The organism is Nonomuraea typhae, from assembly GCF_009760925.1.
GTDB classification, from domain to species: Bacteria; Actinomycetota; Actinomycetes; order Streptosporangiales; family Streptosporangiaceae; genus Nonomuraea; species Nonomuraea typhae.
In genome coordinates, this window is the sequence record NZ_VRLV01000001.1 from 1,067,784 (window position 1) to 1,085,328 (window position 17,545).

The 17,545-nt window shown below is 73.2% G+C and carries 16 protein-coding genes; 12 read left to right on the forward strand and 4 right to left on the reverse strand.

All coding sequences use genetic code 11. The features are described 5' to 3' along the window. The first annotated feature begins 66 nt into the window (after positions 1-66). Positions 67-495 carry an ATP-binding protein gene (locus FVE25_RS04970; RefSeq protein WP_157245150.1) on the forward strand — a complete coding sequence of 143 codons (429 nt, stop codon included), beginning with the start codon at positions 67-69 and terminating at the stop codon, positions 493-495. On the opposite strand, the gene FVE25_RS04975 is transcribed toward FVE25_RS04970, so the two are convergent. Continuing rightward, the gene (locus FVE25_RS04975; protein WP_157245151.1) at positions 484-1,443 is read right to left on the reverse strand and encodes a helix-turn-helix transcriptional regulator; all 960 of its coding nucleotides are present in this window, start codon (positions 1,441-1,443) and stop codon (positions 484-486) included. The genes FVE25_RS04970 and FVE25_RS04975 overlap by 12 nt on opposite strands. A gap of 98 nt (positions 1,444-1,541) precedes the next feature. Between FVE25_RS04975 and FVE25_RS04980 the strand changes: the two genes are divergently transcribed. From FVE25_RS04980 to FVE25_RS04990, 3 genes are read left to right on the forward strand one after another with little or no spacing between them, the layout of a single operon-like run. After that, positions 1,542-2,126 carry a hypothetical protein gene (locus FVE25_RS04980; protein ID WP_157245152.1) on the forward strand — a complete coding sequence of 195 codons (585 nt, stop codon included), beginning with the start codon at positions 1,542-1,544 and terminating at the stop codon, positions 2,124-2,126. 51 nt (positions 2,127-2,177) lie between these two features. Next, positions 2,178-2,894 (forward strand): DUF427 domain-containing protein, encoded by a 717-nt coding sequence (locus FVE25_RS04985; protein WP_219825302.1) that lies wholly within the window; start codon positions 2,178-2,180, stop codon positions 2,892-2,894. 49 nt (positions 2,895-2,943) lie between these two features. Continuing rightward, positions 2,944-3,855: a helix-turn-helix domain-containing protein gene (locus tag FVE25_RS04990; protein WP_157245154.1), complete on the forward strand. Its 912-nt coding sequence runs from the start codon at positions 2,944-2,946 to the stop codon at positions 3,853-3,855. A gap of 4 nt (positions 3,856-3,859) precedes the next feature. Here FVE25_RS04990 and FVE25_RS04995 read toward each other — a convergent pair whose 3' ends face one another. Next, positions 3,860-5,170 (reverse strand): MFS transporter, encoded by a 1,311-nt coding sequence (locus tag FVE25_RS04995; protein WP_219825303.1) that lies wholly within the window; start codon positions 5,168-5,170, stop codon positions 3,860-3,862. Between the two features lie 78 nt (positions 5,171-5,248). Between FVE25_RS04995 and FVE25_RS05000 the strand changes: the two genes are divergently transcribed. From FVE25_RS05000 to FVE25_RS05015, 4 genes are read left to right on the forward strand one after another with little or no spacing between them, the layout of a single operon-like run. Further along, entirely contained in the window at positions 5,249-5,836 is a 588-nt protein-coding gene (locus tag FVE25_RS05000) for a TetR/AcrR family transcriptional regulator (protein ID WP_157245155.1), read from the forward strand. Positions 5,837-5,880: 44 nt separating this feature from the next. After that, entirely contained in the window at positions 5,881-6,876 is a 996-nt protein-coding gene (locus tag FVE25_RS05005; protein WP_246266618.1) for a C39 family peptidase, read from the forward strand. A 4-nt stretch (positions 6,877-6,880) separates the two neighbouring features. After that, positions 6,881-8,734: a prolyl oligopeptidase family serine peptidase gene (locus FVE25_RS05010; protein ID WP_181019445.1), complete on the forward strand. Its 1,854-nt coding sequence runs from the start codon at positions 6,881-6,883 to the stop codon at positions 8,732-8,734. Then, positions 8,731-9,996: a M20/M25/M40 family metallo-hydrolase gene (locus FVE25_RS05015; protein WP_157245157.1), complete on the forward strand. Its 1,266-nt coding sequence runs from the start codon at positions 8,731-8,733 to the stop codon at positions 9,994-9,996. Before FVE25_RS05010 ends, FVE25_RS05015 begins: the two co-directional genes overlap by 4 nt. Here FVE25_RS05015 and FVE25_RS05020 read toward each other — a convergent pair. After that, positions 9,993-11,072, reverse strand: coding sequence for a DUF5925 domain-containing protein (locus FVE25_RS05020; protein ID WP_157245158.1), 1,080 nt, complete (start codon positions 11,070-11,072; stop codon positions 9,993-9,995). The genes FVE25_RS05015 and FVE25_RS05020 overlap by 4 nt on opposite strands. Positions 11,073-11,152: 80 nt before the next feature. Here FVE25_RS05020 and FVE25_RS05025 point away from each other — a divergent pair, with 80 nt between their 5' ends. Continuing rightward, the gene (locus tag FVE25_RS05025; RefSeq protein WP_157245159.1) at positions 11,153-12,346 is read left to right on the forward strand and encodes an amidohydrolase; all 1,194 of its coding nucleotides are present in this window, start codon (positions 11,153-11,155) and stop codon (positions 12,344-12,346) included. On the opposite strand, the gene FVE25_RS05030 is transcribed toward FVE25_RS05025, so the two are convergent. After that, positions 12,347-13,750 (reverse strand): serine/threonine-protein kinase, encoded by a 1,404-nt coding sequence (locus FVE25_RS05030; protein ID WP_157245160.1) that lies wholly within the window; start codon positions 13,748-13,750, stop codon positions 12,347-12,349. A 92-nt stretch (positions 13,751-13,842) separates the two neighbouring features. Here FVE25_RS05030 and FVE25_RS05035 point away from each other — a divergent pair, with 92 nt between their 5' ends. The 3 genes from FVE25_RS05035 to FVE25_RS05045 all read left to right on the forward strand — a co-directional run bounded on the left by FVE25_RS05035 (position 13,843) and on the right by FVE25_RS05045 (position 17,510). Beyond that, positions 13,843-15,708: a CASTOR/POLLUX-related putative ion channel gene (locus FVE25_RS05035; RefSeq protein ID WP_157245161.1), complete on the forward strand. Its 1,866-nt coding sequence runs from the start codon at positions 13,843-13,845 to the stop codon at positions 15,706-15,708. An 8-nt stretch (positions 15,709-15,716) separates the two neighbouring features. Beyond that, entirely contained in the window at positions 15,717-16,655 is a 939-nt protein-coding gene (mtnA, locus tag FVE25_RS05040; protein ID WP_246266620.1) for an S-methyl-5-thioribose-1-phosphate isomerase, read from the forward strand. Positions 16,656-16,745: 90 nt separating this feature from the next. Continuing rightward, on the forward strand, positions 16,746-17,510 hold the full coding sequence (locus FVE25_RS05045) for a peptidoglycan recognition protein family protein (RefSeq protein ID WP_157245163.1): 765 nt from the start codon (positions 16,746-16,748) through the stop codon (positions 17,508-17,510). Positions 17,511-17,545: the final 35 nt, after the last annotated feature.

Genomic DNA, 17,545 nt, shown 5'->3' on the forward strand with positions numbered 1-17,545 from the left:
TTTCGCGATAGTCTGCGACCCCCGGGCGGCGCGTCTCATGACGATGCCGGAATCGGGGAGGTTGCCATGGCAGCGCCGGACTTTCATACCCATGCCCACGTGGTGCTGCCGGGCGTGCCCGCCCAGGTCGCCCGGGCCCGTCACGCCGTGACGGACGCGGTGGGCCGGGGTCATCCCCTGCACGACGAGGCCGTCCTGCTCACCAGCGAACTGGCCACCAACGCCGTCCTGCACACCCAGTCGGGCGCCGGCGGCACCTTCTCCGTCACCGTCCAGGCCACCGGCGAGCTGGTGCGCGTCTGCGTCGAGGACGCCGGCTCCGACGCGCCGCCGTGCGCCTGCCACTCCGGCGCCCTGGCCACCGGCGGCCGCGGGCTGCCGCTGCTGGAGGCGCTCAGCCATCGCTGGGGTTTCGAACGTTCCAACGGCGTCAACCGCGTCTGGTTCGAGCTGCTGCTCGTCACCGTCCCCGCCGGATGGGTCCTAGAGGTCTAATCGGCACAACCCCTCGGCCAGCGCCTTCGTGGTCAGCCGGGTCCGGCTGTCGCAGCCGAGCTTGGTGAAGATGTGCTCCAGGTGCGTGGTGACCGTCCGCACGCTCAGCACCAGCGCCGCCGCGATCTGCGGGTTGGAGTCGCCCGCCGCCACCCGGGTCAGCACCTCCACCTCCCGCCCGGTCAGCTCGTACGGCAGGGCGCACGGCCGCTCGGCCACCACCGCGCCCTGAAGGCCCCCCTGGAACCCCACTCCCGCCCGGACCACCCGCACGTCCCGCCACTGGCCGGAGGCGTCCAGCCACAGGCCGCGCCGGCTCAGCTCGCGCGAGTCGATGAACGCGCGGGCGAAGGCGGCCATCCCCGGCTCGCCGAAGAGGGCGGGGGAGTGCTCGGCCCCCGGGACGGCCCGCCGTACGCCGGCCCGGTCGAAGGCGACCGCGCGATAACCCGGCGGCAGCGCGGTCGGGGTGAGCACGCAGCGCGACAGGTCCGTGACGTGGGCCAGCGTGGGCGCGGCCGCCGACACCAGCGCCGGGGCCGTGCGCGGCGGCTCCCGGCGGTAGGCCAGGTGCAGCAGGCCCGTGTAGCGGCCGTCCGGCAGGAACAGCGGCGCGGTCAGGCCGCAGCGCCAGCCGTAGGGCTCCAGGTGGCGGCGGAAGTAGCGGCGGGTGCCCGGCTCCGGCATCACGACCGGGCTGCGGGTGGCGATGGCCCGCCGGTATGCCTCCAGCGTGGCGTACTCCTCGGCGGCGTCATGGTCGATGCGCTCGTGCCCGGCGGCGGCGACGCTGTGATGGCCGCCCGTGGCCGGGTCGTAGGCGACGAACTCGTACCCCTCGACCGGGAGCACCCGCCGCAGGGCCGTCATGGCGCCGTGCGCCCCGCCACCCCCCGCCACCTGGTAGCCGACCTCGGCGAACGCCTGCAGCAGGGAGATCTCGGCCACGGCTCTTTATATCATCCGCGTAAATCTTCCCGGATGTACCGCCAAACGCCGCGGGCCCGGCGGATGACCGATTCGGCCGCCATGTCATGATCGCTGGCATGACGGCCGACCTTGTCGCCCGAAAGGTGACCAACCTGCTCGCGCCGCAGGTGCTGGTGATCGCGATGCCGCCGCTCGTCGGCGTCCTCGCCCAGGGCTGGACCGGCGCCGCCTGGGGCCTGCTCGCCTCCGCCCTGTGCGGCGGCGTCCCCGCCCTGGTCATCGCCTCAGGAGTACGCGCCGGGCGGCTCGACTCCCACCACATCGTGGACCGGACCCGCCGCACCGGCCCGCTGATCAGCGCCGTCGCCGCCGTCCTGGCCGCGCTCGTGCTGCTGATCCTGCTGGACGCCCCGGTCCTGCTCACGGCCACGGTCACCGCCATGCTCGCCGCCCTGGCCGTGACCGTCCCCATCACGCTGCGCTGGAAGATCTCCTTCCACGCCGCCGTGTGCGCCGGCACGGTCGTGGTCCTGGCCCACGTCCTGCCTCCGGCCCCGACGGCACTGGCGGGGGCGCTCGTGGTGGCCCTGGTCTGCTGGGCCCGCGTCCGGCTCACCCACCACACGACCGCCCAGGTCCTCGCCGGCGCCGCCGCCGGCCTGCTCACCACCCTGGCCACGTTGACCGCGTTCGGGGTGTGAGGCCGGAATATCCCGTGGGCGGGCCGGGTTGGGCCAGCCATGAAGAGCCGGTTGCGAGTTGAGCCGACGGCCAAGCGGGTGCGCGCCTACCTGGGCGGGCATCCGGTCGCCGACACCACCCGGGCCCTGCTGGTCTGGGAGAGCCCTCACTACCCGACGTACTACCTGCCCCTGGCCGACGTCACCGCCACGCTCACGGCCACGGGGGCGACCAGCCACTCGCCCAGCCGGGGCGAGGGCGTCGTGCACACGGTCGGCGCGGGCGGCAGGACGGCGGCGGAGGCGGCGCTGACCTATCCGGACTCGCCGATCGAGGAGCTGCGCGGGCACGTGCGTCTCGAGTGGAGCGCGATGGACGCCTGGTTCGAGGAGGACGAGGAGGTGTACGTGCACGCGCGTGACCCCTACACCCGCGTCGACATCCTGCCCAGCTCGCGGCGGATCCGGGTCGAGGTGGACGGCGTCACCGTGGCCGACTCCACGCACGCGATGATCCTGTTCGAGACCGGGCTGCCGGCGCGGTACTACCTGCCGAAGACCGACGTGCGCATTGACCTGCTGGAGTCCACCGACACGGCCACCCGATGCCCGTACAAGGGGACGGCCGAGTACTGGACGGTCAACGGGCGGGCCGATCTCGCCTGGTCCTACCGGACGCCGCTGCCGGAGAGCGAGCGCGTCGCCGGGCTCATCGCCTTCTACAACGAGAAGCTCGACGTCTACGTGGACGAGAAGCTGGAGGAGCGGCCCAGGACCCAGTTCTCCTAGAGCCCGGACGCCGTAAGGTGGTCGCCATCTCTGAGGGGGTGTCGCGGTCGTGGTGAGTCTGGGGCAACTGGGCATCGCGGAGGGTGACGCGCGGGTCTACCGGTCGCTGCTGGCGGACCCGTCGGCGCCGGTCGAGGACGCCGCGGCGGTGGCCAGGCTGGCCGAGCTCGGGCTGGTCACCGAGCGCGACGGCGGGCTGGTGGTGACCGACCCGGAGACGGCGCTCAGCGAGCTGGTCAAGCGGCGCATCAGCGACACGTTCTCCGAGATGCGGCATCTGGCCTCGGCCTGGCAGGATCTGGCCCGGCTGCAGGCGGCGGCGCGGGCCGAGCAGGTCGAGACGATCGAGCGTGTCGACGATCAGGACCAGGTCGGCCAGCGCGTCGACTCGCTCGCCCTGCAGGCGCGCGAGGCGCTGAGCATCCATCCGGTCCGGCGCCCGCCGAAGCCGGGCGAGCAGCTGCCGCGGGCGCTGGCCAGGCTGCAGGACGGGGTGCGGTGGCGCACCGTGATCGGGCTGGAGTGCCTGCGCGACCCCATGGTGCTGGCCTACTGCACGGCCCTGCACCGCGCGGGCGACCTGCACCGGAGCAACCCCGCGCCCCTGCAGCGGATGGTCATCCTGGACCGTGAGGTGGCCTTCGTGCCGACCGAGCCGGACCGGGCCGGCTCCGGGGCCTTCATCATCCGCCAGCCGGGGGTGGTGGCGACGCTGGTGCACCTGTTCGAGCAGACGTGGGCGGCCTCGGCCGACCTGGAGCCGCCCGCCGATCCGCTGTCGGCGGTGGAGCGGCAGGTGCTGCACCTGCTGCTGGCGACGGACAAGGACGAGGTGGCCGCCCGCGAGCTGGGCGTCAGCCTGCGCAGCTACCGGCGGCGCGTGGCCGAGGTCCTGGAGCGGCTCCAGGTGGCCAACAGGTTCCAGGCGGGCGCCAAGGCCAAGGAACTGGGCTGGATCTGAGCCGTCAGGCGGGCGCCCCGGTGACCAGGTCCTTCTGGCGGACCAGGACCAGCGCGATGACCGCGGTCAGCACCGCCAGCCCCGAGGCGGTGTACATGACCAGCGAGGTGCCGCCCGCGGTGTACGGCAGGCTCAGCAGGCCGACTCCGGCGGCGGCGCCGATCGCCAGCATGGTGTTGACCATGCCCGAGGCCATCCCGGCGCGCTCCTTCTCCACGACGTTGACCGCGAGCGTGGTCTTCGGGGTGGCCGCCAGCCCGCCGCCGACGCCCCACAGGATGAGGCCGGGCAGGAAGCCGGGGGCGGAGGCGGTGGAGGAGAAGGCCAGCGCCAGGTGGACGCCGCCCGCCGCCAGGACGGCCGAGCCGGCGGCGATGAGGACCGAGGGGGAGAAGCGGGCCTGCAGCCGGCCCGCCGCCAGGCCGGTCAGCAGCTGGGGGATGAGGATCGCGCTCAGCAGCAGGCCGGTGGCCAGCGGGGTCAGGCCGAGCTGCCGCTCGAAGGACAGCACGTAGTAGACCGAGCTGCCGATCGTGGCCACGCGGGAGACGAAGGCCAGCAGGGAGGCGGCCACGAACGTCGGGATGCGGAACAACGACAGGTCGAGCACGGGCGCCTCGGCCCGGCGTTCGGCGGCGAGGAAGGCGGCCAGCAGGATCGCGGCGGCGGCGCCGTACCACCACTGGCCGAGGGTGAGGCCGAGGTTGGCCGCGGTGAGCAGCAGCACGAGCAGGCCGGCGCCGAGCCAGTCGATCGGTGCCCGGCCGCGGGCGGCGTCGGCGGGCAGCACGCGCCGGCACAGCACCAGCGCGGCCACCCCGACCGGGACGTTGACCAGGAACAACGCCCGCCAGTCCGCGACCGCCAGCAGCAGCCCGCCGATGACCGGGGCGGCGGCTCCGGCGGCGCCCAGGGTGGTGCCCCAGACGGCGATGGCCATGTTGCGGCGCTGGCCCTCGTAGGTCTGGGCGAGCATCGGCAGCGCATTGGCCATGATCAGCGCGGCCCCGGCGCCCTGGGCCAGGCGGGCGAGGTCCAGCGCCAGGGCGGTCGGGGCCATGCCGCAGGCCAGCGAGGAGAGCGTGAACACGGTGATGCCGGCGGTGAACATCGTGCGCCGGCCGAGGCGGTCCGACAGCGCGGCGGCCGGTTGCTGCAGGGCGCCGAAGGTGACGGTGTAGCCGATGATGATCCACTGCGTGGCGGCCAGGCTGCCGCCCAGGTCGGCCTGGATGGCCGGCAGGGCGATGGAGACGATCGTGATGTCGATGACGAGCAGCGCGGTCGCGGCGATCGTCATGATCAGGACGGCCAAGGGACAACTCCTTAGGTAAGGCTTACCTGAACATTAAAGTCCACATGTGTGAACTTCAAGGCTGATAGGCTGCCCGCGATGGAGCGCACCAGGAAACGGCCCGAGTTCCGCAAGGGGCGGCCCACGCTCACGCGCGAGGCGATCGGGCGGGCCGTCCTCGACCTCGGCGACGCCGAGCTCACGATGCGCGCCCTCGCCGCGCACCTGCAGGTCACGCCGCGCGCGCTGTACAAGTACGTGGCCGACCGCGACGACGCCGTACGGCTGGCCGCCGGTCAGCTCCAGGCCGCCTGGACCCTGCCCGAGCTGGACCCGGGCGACTGGCGGGCGAGCCTGGGCACCCTCTGCCACACCCTGCTCGGCCTCTACCGGCGCCATCCCGCCGCGCTGCGCCTGGCCGAGACCACAGCCCTCGACGAGCACGAGAACACCCGGCGCGGCAACGAGGCGATGCGCGCCTTCTTCACCGCCGCCGGGCTGAGCCCGCACGACGCCGAACGCGCCTGGCGGCAGACGATCGCGGTCGTGGCCGGGCACAGCGAGATCGAGCGCTGGCTGGGCCGGGCGACGGCCCACCGCCCGGAGGCGGAGGCGGAGGCCGGGCTTTCCTTCACCGACGTGGTGGAGATGCTGACTGCCTGGGTCGGAACCCTCCGCAGTACGTAAACCATCCGATGTGCGACAAGCGGCACGAAACCACAATGGTGTCGGTGCCCGTCTCCTACACCAGGCTCACCCCCGGCCACGACACCCTCGTCGAGCTGGGCTTCGCCGCCACCGAACTGGTGCCCTCCTGGACCGCCGACGCGCCCGAGGGCACGTGGATCGAGGTCTCCCTCCAGGCCAGGCTGGCCACGGGCGAGCTGACCAAGTGGTACGTGATGGGCCGCTGGTCGGAGGAGCCGGGCCGCGCCTCCGTGCCCGGCCAGGGAGACGAGCACGGCGACGTGGCCGTGGACACCTTCGTGGCCAAGACTCCGGTCACCGCCTGCCGGGTGCGCGCGGCCGCGCACGGCGCCGGCGCCCGCGTCAGGTCGCTGGGCCTGATGGCCTCGGCCGTCCCGCACCGCCCCAGCGTGCCGCCCAGCCCCGCGAGCTCCGCCGAGCCGGTGACCCTCGACGTCCCCCGCTACTCCCAGCGCGCGCACACCGGCCACCACCCCGAATGGGACGGCGGCGGCGCCCACTGGTGCAGCCCCGTCTCGGTCGCCATGGTCCTGGCGTACTGGGGCCGCGGCCCCGGCCCCGCGGAACTGGCCTGGGTGGCGCCGGACGACCCCTGCCCGGCCGTCGACCACGCCGCCCGCGGCACCTACGACCGCAGCTACCAGGGCACCGGCAACTGGCCCTTCAACGTCGCCTACGCCGGCCGCTACGGCCTCGACGGCCTGGTCACCAGGCTCCATTCGGCCGTGGAGCTGGAACGCCTGGTCAGGGCGGGCGTCCCGGTCGTGACGTCGCTGTCGTTCAAGGAACACGAGCTGCCCGGCTCCGGCTTCTCCACCGGCGGCCACCTCATGGTCGTGGCCGGGTTCACCGCCGGAGGCGACATCGTGGCCAACGACCCCGCCGACCCGCAGGTGCGGAAGGTCTATCCGCGGGCAGCATTCGAGAACGTGTGGCTGCGCAGCTCGGGCAGCGCCGGCATCGTCTACATCCTGCACCCGCCCGGGCACCGGCTTCCCCCATCCGACGGCAATTGGTGAGTGAATGAGCATCAGCGCGACAGACGTGGCCAGAACCGACGGCGGCGCCCAATGGGTCGAAGCGGTCGAGACGCCGGACGGCGCCGAGGTGTGGTGGGACGAGCCCCGCCCGCGGGAGGGCGGGCGCCGCTGCGTGGTGCGCCGCCTGCCGGACGGCTCGCGCCGCGACGTCCTGCCCCCGGGGTGGAACGCGCGCAACCGGCTGATCGAGTACGGCGGGCGGTCCTGGCGCCCGCTGCCCGGCGGCGCGCTGGTGTTCACCCACTGGGCCGACCAGCGCCTCTACCTCGTGAACCCGGGCACGGACCCGGTCCCGCTGACCCCCGAGGGCCCGTGGCACTACGGCGACCTGTACGCGCCGCCCGGCCGGGAGGAGGTGTGGGCCGTCAGGGAGACCCATGGGGCCGCCCGCGACCTGGTGGCCGTCCCCCTGACCGGCGGCGAGCCGAGGGTCGTGCTCAAGGCCCACCACTTCCTCATGAACGCCCGGCTCTCACCCGGCGGGCGGCACGTCTCCTGGATCGGCTGGGAGCATCCCCAGATGCCCTGGGACGGCACCGAGCTGTGCGTGGCCGAGCTCGACGCCGAGGGCGTGGCCGGGCCGTACCGGGTGATCGCCGGCGGCGCGGACGAATCGGTCGTGCAGGCCGAATGGCGCGACCCGGACACCCTCTACGCCGTCACCGACCCCACCGGCTGGTGGAACCTGCACGAGATCGGCCGCGACGGCGTCCGGCGGCGCAACCTGACGCCGCTGGAGCTGGAGTTCGGCAACGCCGTGTGGAAACCGGGCGCCACCTGGTTCGCGTTCGCGGGGGAGCGGGTGGCGGCCGTCTACGGCACCGCCGACGACCGGCGGCTCGGGCTGCTCGATCCGGCCACCGGGGAGATCCGCGATCTGGGCGGCGCGGCCACCCACTGGACCGCGTCGGTCTCCGCCGCCGGCGGGATCGCGGCCGGGGTGGCGGCCTCGCCGTACACGCCGATGGAGGTGACGGCGGTCAGCCTGGCCGACGGCGCGCACACCGTGGTCTCGGCGCCCAAGCCGCTGCCGCCGCGCGAGCTGCTGCCCGCCCCCCGCGTCACCGTGATCGAGGGCGTGCACGCGCACGTGTACCCGCCGCGCGAGCGGCCCGCGCCGTACGTGGTCTTCGTGCACGGCGGGCCGACCGGCGCGCACCCGCTCATGCTCGACCTGGAGATCGCCTACTTCACCTCGCGCGGGCTCGGCGTGGCCGTGGTCAACTACGGGGGCTCCACCGGGTACGGCAGGGCCTACCGGGAACGGCTGCGGCACCAGTGGGGCGTCGTGGACGTGCACGACTGCGCCAAGGTCGCCCGCGGCCTGGTGGAGCAGGGCCTGGCCGACGCCGGGCGGATCGCGATCAGGGGCGGCAGCGCGGGCGGCTGGACGACCGTGGCCGCGCTCGTGCACAGCGACGTCTTCGCCGGCGGCGTCGCCCACTACGCGATCACCGACCCGGCGGGATGGGCGGCCGAGACGCACGACTTCGAGTCCCGCTACCTCGACGGGCTCATCGGGCCGCTGCCGGAGACCGAGCAGCGCTACCGCGAGCGCTCCCCGCTGCTGCACGCCGATCGCGCGTCGGGCCCGTGCCTGATGCTGCACGGACTGGAGGACAGGATCGTGGACGTGGGCCAGGCCGAGCGCTTCGTCGCCGAACTGGACAAGCATGGCAAAGAGTGGGCCTTGCTCACCTTCGAGGGTGAGCAGCACGGCTGGCGCCGGGAGGAGACTATCGTCGCGGCGCTCGAGGCCGAGCTGGCCTTCTACGGCAGGCTGTTCGGGGTCGAGACGCCGGACGTCGCCGCGATCGAACTCCGGGGGGCCAAGTGAAGAGCGTCGCCGAGATCTGCTCGGATCTGATCAGATTCGACACCACCAACCCGGGCAAGGGGGAGCGCCCCGCCGCCGAGTACGTCGCGACCCTGCTGGCCGACGCCGGCATCGAACCGGCCGTCTTCGAGCCGGCGCCCCGGCGCACCACCGTCGTGGCCCGCATCGACGGCGACTCGGCCGACGCCCTGCTCGTCCACGGCCACCTCGACGTCGTCCCCGCCGACCCCGCCGAATGGCGCATGCACCCCTTCTCCGGCGAGATCACCGACGGCTGCGTGTACGGCCGCGGCGCCGTGGACATGAAGGGCTCCTGCGCGATGACGCTGGCCACCGTGCTCGGCATGGCCGCCCGGGGGCAGCGGCCCAGGCGCGACCTCGTGCTGGCCTTCCTGGCCGACGAGGAGGCCACCGGCGAGTACGGCTCCCGCCACGCCGTCACCGCCCACCGGGAGCTGTTCGACGGCGTCACCCAGGCCATCAGCGAGTCCGGCGGCTACAGCGTCCCGGCCGGCGACGAGCGCGTCTACCCGATCTCCGTCGGCGAGCGCGGCACCGCCTGGATGAAGCTGACCGCCCGCGGCGTGGCCGGCCACGGCTCCAGGCCCGCGGTCGACAACCCGGTCGCGACGCTGGTCCACGCACTGTCCAGGGTCGCCTCGCATCAATGGCCGGTACGGCTCACGCCGTCCGTCGCCGCGCTCGTCCAGGCGCTGTCGGAGATCACCGGGCAGCCGATCGACCTGGACCGGCTCGACGAGGAGGCGGTACGGCTCGGCGCCCTCGGCACCCTGTTCGCCGGCCAGATCCGCAACTCCGCCAACCCGACCATGCTGGAGGCCGGCTACAAGGTGAACGTGGTCCCCTCCACGGCCTCGGCCCACGTGGACGGGCGCTACCTGCCGGGGCTGCAGGAGGAGTTCCTGGCCACGATCGACGACCTCCTCGGGCCCAAGGTGGCCCGGGAGTTCGTCAACCTGGAGGACGCGCCGGCGGCGCCGTACCCCGCGCCGTTCTTCGACGAGATGGCCGCGGCGCTGCTCGCCGAGGACCCCGTGGCCCGGCCCGTCCCGTACGTGATGAGCGGGGGCACCGACGCCAAGTCGTTCGCCAGGATCGGCATCGACGGCTACGGCTTCGCCCCGCTCATGCTGCGGCCGGATCTGAACTACTTCGGCATGTTCCACGGCAAGGACGAGCGGGTGCCGGTGGAGGGCCTGGAGTTCGGCACCCGCGTGCTGACCCGGCTGCTGGCGGCCTAGAGGTAGGGGCCGATGGGCTCGCGGACGGCGGCCGGGGCGAGGGCGGCGCCGTTGCGCTTGGCATACAGCTCGGCCAGCGTCGCCCCCTCCGGGCCCAGGCCCGCGGGCGAGCCCATCCAGGCCGCCGCCTCGGCGTGCGACAGCGCGCCCACCTCGATCTGGGCCAGGCAGCGGCCGGGCCGTACCACCGCGGGGTGCAGGCGGGCGAGGTCCTCGTTGGTGGTGATGGCGACCAGCACGTCGCGGCCCTGGCCGAGCAGGCCGTCGGTGAGGTTGAGCAGGCGCGACAGGCCCTGGCCCGTCACCTCCTTGGCGCCGGAGCGGATGAGCTCGTCGCAGTCCTCCAGGACCAGCAGGCGCCAGCGGGGGTTGCCCTCGTCCTCCTCGTGGTCGTAGCCGACCGCCACCTCCATGAGGTAGCCGGGCTCGGCGAACAGGTGCTCGGGGTCGAGCACGCAGTCCACCTGGCACCACTCGCGCCACTGGCCGGCCAGCGTGCGCAGCAGCGTGGTCTTGCCGGTGCCCGGCGGGCCGTGCAGCAGGATGAGCCGGCCGCTGACCTCGGCCGGGGTGATGGCCATGAGCGCGTCGATGGAGGTGCGGGCGGTGCCGGAGTAGTTGCGGCCGATCTCGGACCACGACTGCGTGGTGATGGGCTTCTCGGAGCGGTGGCCGCCGTGCGGGCCGCGCCACCAGAAGCCCATCCGGGTGTGGTCGTCGGCCGGCTCGGGCTCCTCGGCCCCGTCGGTGCACTCCCGTAGCACCGAGCGGGCGAGGTCCTCGCTGACGGCGGTGACCGAGACGGTGGCCGTGCGGTTGCGGTGGCGGACCACGCGCAGCGTCCACCCCTCGCCGGTGACCAGTCGCGACTCAGAGCCGTCCTCGACCTTGGCGGTGCGGACGATCTGGCCGGTGGCGGGCTGGAGGACGGCGTCGGGGCGGACGCGCTCGAGGTCGGCCGAGCGCGACCACGGCTGGGTGCCGGTGGCGAACGGTGACAGCGCGAGAGCGTCGATGACGTCGATCGCCGAGTCGGCGTCATCGAGCCACAGATTCATAGGGAGGCCGGAGGACATGTGGTCAATGATCCTGGTCAGAGCCATCCAGTGTCGAAGTATTTTGCTGGAAATAGCGGTATACCACTAATCTTTCCGACATGACCGATCTGCTGCTCCGTGACGCCCTGCTCTGGCACCCCGGCTCCGCCGGCGACTCCCTGACCGACGTGCTCATCCGCGCCGGCCGGGTCGCCGCCGTCGGTCCCGGCCTCGAGGCCGGGGACGTGCCCGTGGAAGGGCTCGGGGGCAGGCTGCTGCTGCCCGGGTTCGTGGACGCGCACGCCCACGTGGACAAGACCCTGTGGGGCGGTCCCTGGGTGCCGCACGACGCCGGGCCCGGCCTCCAGGGCAAGATCCGCAACGGCGTCGAGGCCAGGCCCGCGCTCGGGCTGCCGAACCCCGGCTACATCACCGCGCTGCTCCAGCAGATGGTCGCCTGCGGCACCACGCACGCCCGCACCCACGTGGACGTCGACACCGCCATGGGACTGGCCGCCGTGCACGCCGTCCGCGAGGCCGTGGCCAGGCTCGACGGGCGGATCACCGTGGACCTCGTCGCCTTCCCCCAGGCCGGGCTGCTCACCGCCCCGGGCACCGCCGAGCTCATGGACGCCGCGCTGGCCGAAGGCGCGGACCTGGTGGGCGGCATCGACCCCGCCGGGCTGGAGAACGATCCGGTCGCGCATCTCGACGTGGTGTTCGGGCTGGCCGGCAAGCACGGCGCCGGCGTCGACATCCACCTGCACGACGGCGGGCCGCTGGGGGTGTGGCAGTACGAGCTGATCATCGAGCGGGCGCGGGCCCTCGGGATGCGGGGGAAGGTGACGATCTCCCACGGGTTCGCGCTCGGCGAGGCCGCGCCCGCCGTGCAGGAGCGGGTGATCGCGGGGCTGGCGGAGGCCGGGGTGAGCCTGGCCACCGTCGCGCCCGCCGCGGCCGCGCCGCTGCCCCTCGTGGCGCTGCGCGAGGCCGGGGTGCCCGTGGGGGCGGGCAATGACGGGGTGCGGGACCTGTGGAGCCCCTACGGCGACGGGGACATGCTGGAGCGGGCGTTGTTCCTGGCCCAGCGCGGGCGGTTCGTGCGCGACGAGGAGATCGAGATCGCGCTGGAGGCGGCCACCCTGGGCGGGGCCCGGGTGACCGGGCGGCGCGCGGGGTTCGCTCCCGGGGACCCGGGGGACTTCGCCGCCGTTCCCGCGCGCACGGCGGCCGAGGCGGTGTGCGTGCGGCCGGTGCGCTCGCTGGTGGTCAAGGGCGGGCGCGTCGTGGCCAGGGACGGGCGGCTGGTGTGATCACCTCTTCCTGAGGTCGCCGGTCTGGGTGTCGAGGCCGAAGCCGGGAACGTCGCGCCAGGTGTACTTGAGGACGTCGCCGTCGAGGTCGAGCCAGATCGTCCCCGTCATGCAGTCGCCCTTGATGTTCTCCAGCGCGAACGTCAGGCGCCTGTCCTCGACGCCGCTGAGCCTGATCCGGGACGTGCACCTGACCGCCTGGTCCGTCTCGGTCCAGGCGGCGGCGGCCTGGCCCGCCTTGAGCACGATCGTGTTGTCGGCCCCGTTGGTGTCCGCCGGGTTCTCCGACTTCGTGTGACCGGCCCACGTGCCCGCGAACGCCTCCGGGATCTTCAGGCCGGTCTGCGCCTGAGTGGACGGCTGGGTGACCTCCCGGGTCTGGGCGACGCTGGGCGGCGTGGTGGTCGCGGTCTGCCTCCTGACGTCGTCCGGGCGCTGGTTGAACAGCACCAGCGCGCCCCCGGTCACCGCCAGCGCCACCACGGCCGCGATGCCGCCGAGGAGCGCGCCCCGCCCGCGGTTGCGCGGAGCGCTCTGGGTGGTCAGGGCCGAGTGCTGCGGGCCCGTCCGATGGGGCGGCCCGCCGTACGGCCCCGCGGTGTTCACCGCGGCCGGGCTCGGATCCACCAGGGCCACCATCAGGTCGCGGGCGGTCGGGCGGTGCGCGGGATCCTTCGACAGGGCGGCCGCGATCGGCCCGCGCAGCCGCGCGGGCAGCGCCGACAGGTCGGGCTCGAGGGTCAGCACCCGTTGCATGGCCGCCGGCACCGTCTCGGCCCCGAACGGGCTCGCGCCGTTGGCCGCGAAGACCATCGTGGCGCCCCAGGCGAAGACGTCCGAGGCGGGCGCGGCAGGGGTGCCGTGGATCTGCTCGGGCGACAGGTACGCCGGGGTGCCGATCAGCCCGGAGGTCATGGTCGCGGCGCCCTCCGCGCGGGCGATGCCGAAGTCCACCACCCGCGGCCCGTCGGGCCCCAGCAGCACGTTGGCGGGCTTGAAGTCGCGGTGCACGATCCCGGCCGCGTGAATGGCCGCCAGCGCGGTGGCCGTGCCGACGATCAGGCGCTCGAGCTCGCCGTCCCGCAGCGGCCCGCGCATGCTCACGCGGTCGGCGAGGGAGGGCCCGTCCACGAACTCGCTCACCACGTACGGCCGGCCGCCGTCCAGCGAGACGTCCAGGACGCGGGCGGTGCAGAACGAGGCGATGCTCTCCATGGCCTCGAGTTCGCGGGCCAGACGGGCCCGGGTGTGGGCGTCGCCGGCGCTGAGGAGTTTGACCGCGACCTGGTCCCCGGAGCGGGTGCGGGCGAGGTACACGATGCCCTGCCCGCCCTCGCCAAGACGGGCATCCAGCGCATAATCGCCCAGAGTCTCCGGATCACCGGCTGTCAGGGGGCTCACCATGGCCGCTACGTTACCGGTCGGCATGCGCGACGGCAGATCGCCAGGTACCTTGTGTCGTTGGCAAATATCCCCTTATTGGTGGAGGTATCTGGGTGTCCAGGGTGACGTTCCGCGAGCGGGCTCGGTACTGGTTCGACAACACCATGTCCAAGGGCACCGCGTCGCTGATCGGCTGGCTGGCCCTGATATCGCTGGCCCTCATCCTGATCGTCACCGGCCTCACGCTCTGGCTGGCCCCCGGCGAGCCAGACGGCGCCGGCGGACCGGGCGGCGTGCTCTGGATCGCGCTCATGCACGCCCTGACCCCCGGCAAGCTCGCCAGCGACAAGGGCAGCATCTGGTACATGGCGGTCATGTTCGCCGGCTCGCTCGGCGGCCTGTTCATCGTCAGCCTGCTCGTCGGCCTGCTGTCCAACGGCGTCAAGATGAAGGTCGAGCGCCTGCGCCGCGGACGCTCCCGCATCGCGGAATCCGGCCACACCGTCGTGCTCGGCTGGTCCGACCAGGTGTTCACCATCATCGGCGAACTCGTCAAAGCCCACGCCAGCCAGCGCGGCTCGGTCATCGCCGTCCTGGCGGACCGGGACAAGCTCGCCATGGAAGAGGAGATCCGCGAGCGCGTCGGCGACCTCGGCAGAACCCGCGTCGTCTGCCGCACCGGCCGCCCCACCGAGCCGCGCGACCTCGTCCTCATGAACCTCGCCGCCGCCCGCTCGGTCGTCGTGCTCTCGCCCGAGGGCGAAGACCCCGACGCGCACGTCATCAAGATCCTGCTCGCCCTGGCCAAGCGCGCCGGCATCCACCCGCCGGTCGTGGCCGCGCTCGCCTCCGGCCGCAACATGGCCGCCGCCCGCCTGGCCGGCGGCCCCCTCGTGCACCTGGTCGACTCCGACGACACCGCCTCCCGGCTCATCGTCCAGTCCTCCCGCCAGTCCGGCATGTCCGTCGTCTGCATGGACCTGCTCAACTTCGACGGCGGCGAGATCTACCTGCGCCCCGCCGGGCTGCTCGACGGAAAGACGTACGGCGAGGCCCTGCACGGCTACCACTCCGCCACCGTCATCGGCCTGCGCACCAAGGCCGGCATCGCGCTCAACCCGCCCATGGACACCGTCATCGGCCCCAGGGACGAGGTCATCGTCATCGCCCACGACGACTCCTCCATCTGGCCCGCCGCCGGCGCCCCCGCGATCACCGAATCCGCCGTCGTCACCGCCGAGCGCGCCAAGCACGCCCCCGAGCGCACCCTGCTGCTCAACTGGAACGGCCGCGCCGAGCAGATCGTCCGCTACCTCGACGGCTACGTCGCCCCCGGCTCGGTCCTGGAGATCGCCGCCGACCACCCCAAGGCCGGCAACGGCCTGTCCGGCCTGGAAAACCTCACGATCAACGTCAAGGACTGCGACACCACCGACCGCTTCGCCCTCGAAGCACTCGGGCTCGGCCTGTTCCAGCACGTCATCGTGCTCTCCGACGACCGCTACCCGGCCCACCACGCCGACACCCGCACCCTCATGACGCTGCTGCAGCTGCGCGACATGCAGACCAAGCTCGGCGAGCACTACTCGATCGTCAGCGAGATGCACGACGAGAACAACCGCGCCCTGGCCGAGGTCACCGAAGCCGACGACATCGTCATCAGCGACACCGTCATCGGCCTCCTCCTCGCCCAGCTCGCCGAGAACCAGCACCTCGCCGACGTCTTCGGCTACCTCTTCGACTCCCGCGGCTCCGAGATCTACCCACGCCCCGCCTCCGCCTACGTCACGACCGGCGAGGAGATCGGGTTCCCCACCGTCGTCGAGGCCGCCCGCCGCCGCGGCGAGACCGCCATCGGCTACCGCATGGCCTACGCCCGCAACAAGCCCCCGCACTACGGCATCGTCCTGAACCCCGACAAGACCCGGCGCATCTCCTTCGGCCCCCACGACTCCGTGATCGTGCTTTCGGAGCGCTAGCGGTCACAATGGGAAGGGTGAGGACCATCGACTGGGTGGACGACGCCATCGAGCTCGTCGACCAGACCAAACTCCCCGACGAACTCGTCACCCTCCGCATCACCGACGTCGACACCCTGATCGGCGCCATCGGCCGCCTGGCCGTGCGCGGCGCCCCCGCCCTCGGCGTGGCCGGCGCCTTCGGCGTCGTCCTGGCCCGCGGCGACGCCGCCCGGATCGCCCGCCTGCGCGCCGCCCGCCCCACCGCCGTCAACCTCGCCTGGGCCGTCGACCAGGTCAGCGCCCTCCCGCCCGAGCAGGCGCTGGCCGCCGCGCTGCGCATCCGCGACGACGACATCGCCGCCTGCGTCGCGATGGGCGAGCGCGGCGCCGCCCTCCTCGAAGGCGAACGCGTGCGCGTCATGACCGTCTGCAACACCGGCGGCCTGGCCTGCGTCGAACGCGGCACCGCCCTGGGCGTCGTGCAGACCCTCCACGAACGCGGCCGCCTCGAAGAGGTCCTGGCCCTGGAAACCCGCCCCCTGCTCCAGGGCGCCCGCCTCACCACCTGGGAACTGGCCCGCATGGGCGCCCCCCACCGCCTGATCATCGACTCGGCCGGGCCGTACCTGCTGGGCAGGGGCGGCATCGACGCGGTCCTCATCGGCGCCGACCGGATCGCCGCCAACGGCGACGTCGCCAACAAGATCGGCTCGTACGCGCTGGCGCTCGGCGCCGAGCGCGCCGGCGTCCCCTTCATCGTCGTCGCCCCCGAGTCCACCATCGACGAGTCCGCCCCCAACGGCGACAAGATCACCATCGAGGACCGCGACCCCTCCGAGGTGACCCGCGTCCGCGGCGTGCGCCTGGCGCCCAAAGGCACCCAGGCCCTCAACCCCGCCTTCGACGTGACCCCCCACGACCTCATCACGGCCATCGTCACCGAGAAGCGCGTGATCAAGCCTTAGGCCAATCGGCCCAACTCCCGGACCTGTCCGCACATCCCGCGTTACGCTCAGTCGTCAACTCCTTGTGATCCCCCGCACCCGGGAGCGACTGTGGCCATCGACCTCATCCTGCGCCGCGAGTGGAACGCCCGCCCGCCGCGCGGCGACTACACCAACCTCGACCGCACCCGCGGCGTCAAGGTCCACTACACCGGCGGCCGCGTCGAACCCGCGCTGGTCACCGACCACGACCGCTGTGTCGCGCTGGTGCGCTCCATCCAGAACCATCACATGGACGGCAACGGGTGGATGGACATCGGCTACAGCTACGCCGTATGCCCCCATCAGAAGGTGTTCGAAGGGCGAGGGCCGCACCACCTGCCCGCGGCCAACGGCGCCGGGCTCAACGCCGGCCACTACGCCGTGCTCGGGCTCGTCGGCAACGCCGGGCTGGTGCAGCCGCCGGACGCCATGCTGCACGGCATCGTCGACGCCATCGAGCACCTGCGGGCCAAGGGCAACGCGGGGCGGGAGGTCAAGGGGCATCGCGACGGTTATGCCACGGACTGCCCGGGTGAACCCCTCTACGCATGGGTACGGCGGGGCGCGCCACGGCCGGGCGGCACGCCCAATCCGCCTGCCGCACCGCCCTTCCCCGGGCGGCTGCTGAAGTATCCGCCGGTGATGACCGGGCAGGACGTGCGCACGTGGCAGGAGCAGATGAAGACGCGCGCGTTCGAGATCGAGGTCGACGGGGCCTACGGGCCGGCGTCGCGGGACGTGTGCCGCCGGTTCCAGCGCAACCAGGGCATCGAGGACGACGGGGTGGTGGGGCCGCTCACCTGGCGGCTGGCGTGGGAGGCACCCCTGCCCTGAGGAGCCGCCAAACCGTGCCCCGCGGCGTTGCGGGG

Excerpts from the sequence above, each read along its gene's own strand:
- FVE25_RS05010 (WP_181019445.1), top strand. The coding sequence starts at position 6,881 with ATGAGCATCAGCGCGACAGACGTGGCCAGAACCGACGGCGGCGCCCAA.
- FVE25_RS05030 (WP_157245160.1), bottom strand. The coding sequence starts at position 13,750 with ATGGTGAGCCCCCTGACAGCCGGTGATCCGGAGACTCTGGGCGATTAT.
- FVE25_RS04970 (WP_157245150.1), top strand. The coding sequence starts at position 67 with ATGGCAGCGCCGGACTTTCATACCCATGCCCACGTGGTGCTGCCGGGC.
- mtnA (WP_246266620.1), top strand. The coding sequence starts at position 15,717 with ATGGGAAGGGTGAGGACCATCGACTGGGTGGACGACGCCATCGAGCTC.
- FVE25_RS05020 (WP_157245158.1), bottom strand. The coding sequence starts at position 11,072 with ATGTCCTCCGGCCTCCCTATGAATCTGTGGCTCGATGACGCCGACTCG.
- FVE25_RS05000 (WP_157245155.1), top strand. The coding sequence starts at position 5,249 with ATGGAGCGCACCAGGAAACGGCCCGAGTTCCGCAAGGGGCGGCCCACG.
- FVE25_RS05025 (WP_157245159.1), top strand. The coding sequence starts at position 11,153 with ATGACCGATCTGCTGCTCCGTGACGCCCTGCTCTGGCACCCCGGCTCC.
- FVE25_RS04980 (WP_157245152.1), top strand. The coding sequence starts at position 1,542 with ATGACGGCCGACCTTGTCGCCCGAAAGGTGACCAACCTGCTCGCGCCG.